General features: G+C 31.9%; 2 protein-coding genes. Both read left to right on the top strand.

Going from position 1 to position 2,360, the window contains the following annotated elements; genetic code table 11:
• Window positions 1-1,353 (top strand): bacillithiol biosynthesis cysteine-adding enzyme BshC (gene bshC, locus ABJD66_RS09705; protein WP_348130904.1); only part of this gene is annotated, 1,353 nt, incomplete at its 5' end.
• A 5-nt stretch (window positions 1,354-1,358) separates the two neighbouring features.
• Window positions 1,359-2,360, top strand: a 1,002-nt coding sequence (locus ABJD66_RS09700) for an aminotransferase class V-fold PLP-dependent enzyme (protein ID WP_348130901.1), incomplete at its 3' end; no start/stop codon positions are given.

Below are 2,360 nucleotides of genomic sequence, written 5' to 3'. Positions count from 1 at the left end.
TTACAAGAGCAAAATACGTTTACGGTAGTAACTGGTCATCAGCTAAATTTATTTACTGGGCCTTTATATTTTTTATATAAAATTATATCTACCATTAATTTAACCGAAGAGTTAAAAAGGACGTATCCAGAGAAAAATTTTGTTCCTATTTATTGGATGGCTACCGAGGATCATGATTTTGATGAGATTAACTATTTTAATTTTAAAGGGAAAAAGTTACAATGGAATAAAAATGCATCTGGCGGAGTAGGTAGGTTAAAAACAGATGGTTTAGACCAAGTTTTTAATGCTTTTTCTAGTGATATTGGAGGAGGTAAAACAGCGGAAGAATTAAAATCTTTATTCACCAAAGCCTATTTAGAGCACTCTAACTTAACAGAGGCTACAAGATATTTAGCTAATGAGCTTTTTAGTAGCTACGGTTTGGTTATTGTAGATGGAGATGATAAGGAGTTAAAGAAATTACAAATTCCGTATGTTAAAGAAGATCTATTAAACCATACAGGATTTTCTAAAGTTGAAGAAACAATTACAAAGCTTAGTGCAGTTTCTGAGAGTTACAAAATACAAGTAAATCCAAGAGAAATTAATTATTTTTATTTGGTTGATGGTGTAAGAGAAAGAATTATTAAAAAAGATGATTTGTATCTTATTAATAATACAGAAACAACTTTTACTGAAGAGACTATTTTAAAAGAGCTAAATGAGTTTCCTGAGCGTTTTTCTCCTAATGTTGTTGGTAGGCCATTGTTTCAAGAAATTATATTGCCAAACCTTTGTTACATAGGTGGCGGTGGAGAATTAGCTTATTGGTTAGAGTTGAAAACATATTTTGAGAGTCAGAATGTTACTTTTCCTATGTTATTGCTTCGTAATTCTGCTTTATTAATAACAAAGAAGCAATCAGAAAAACTAGAAAAATTAAATGTAAGTATTGAAGACTTATTTTTAAAGCAAAATAGTTTAGTCAATAAAAAAATAAGAGAAATATCTAATGTAGATATAGATTTTGCTCCTCAAAAAAAGCATTTAGAAGAGCAATTTAAAAATTTGTATACATTAGCAGAACAAACAGATAAAACTTTTTTAGGAGCAGTAAAAGCTCAAGAAATAAAACAAAAAAAAGGATTACAAGCATTAGAAGACAGATTAATGCAAGCACAAAAGCGAAAGTTAAAAGACCACGTTATTCGCTTAACAGATATTCAAAACCAATTATTTCCAAATAAATCCTTACAAGAAAGAAGTCATAATTTCTCTGAGCCTTATTTGGAGTTTGGGCCTAATTTAATAACACAACTAGTAGCACAATTAAAGCCATTAGATGGTAACTTTTTAATATTAGAATTATAAAATAAATGCATAAGATAGATTTAGGTTTGGTAGAAATGACAATGGATGTAATGAAATATGCCATTGACAGAATATCTGCAACCGAAAGAGAAATAGGAAAACCAGTTAATGCTGATGAGTTAAAAAAAATGGTTGGCGAAACCATTACTAGTACAGGAATTGGTGGCGAAAATGCATTTAATTTATGGAAAAAACATTTGGCAAATGCAAATGTACAAATAGACCATCCTAGACATTTAGCATTTGTACCTGCATCACCAACAAGAGCATCTATAATGTTTGATTTGGTTACTTCTGCATCTAGTATACACGGAGCTTATTGGATGGAAGGCGCAGGTGGTATTTTTTGTGAAAATGAAGCAATGAAATGGATTGTTTCTTTAACTGGTTTGCCAGAAGGTGCTTTTGGTGTTTTTACAAGTGGTGGTACGGCAGCAAATTTATCTGCATTAGTTACAGCAAGAGAACATTTTAGAGAAAAAGAAGAAAACAGAGGTAAAAAAGGTTTAATAATAGCATCAATTGGCGCGCACTCATCTGTAAAGGCAATGGCCAAAGTTATAGATGTAGATATACTTTTGGTAGATTCAGAAGAAAGTTTGCATCAATCAGAATTAGAAGAAACAATTGCAAATTTATCTACGGAAGAGCGTAACAGACTTTTTGCAGTAGTAGCAACAGGTGGTACAACAAATGCTGGTATTATAGATGATTTAAGTGGTATAGCAACAGTCTGTAAGCAAGAAAATTTATGGTTTCACGTAGATGCAGCTTATGGTGGTGGAGCCTTGGTTGCAGATTCTGTTAGGCACTTGTTTAATGGTATAGAGCAAGCAGATAGTATAACTATAGATCCGCACAAATGGATGTTTTCTCCGTATGATTGTGGAGCTGTGCTTTATAAAAATATGCAGTTAGCTAAAAATGCGCATTCACAACAAGGATCCTACCTAGATATTTTTAAAGATGAAGGTGCTCACGGATTTAATCCAACAGATTATCAAATA

Origin of the sequence: Cellulophaga sp. (assembly GCF_039943695.1) — a bacterium.
Taxonomy (GTDB): Bacteria; Bacteroidota; Bacteroidia; order Flavobacteriales; family Flavobacteriaceae; genus Cellulophaga.
The sequence above is the reverse complement of the archived record's forward strand: the minus strand, read 5'-3'. Positions and strand labels throughout refer to the sequence as shown.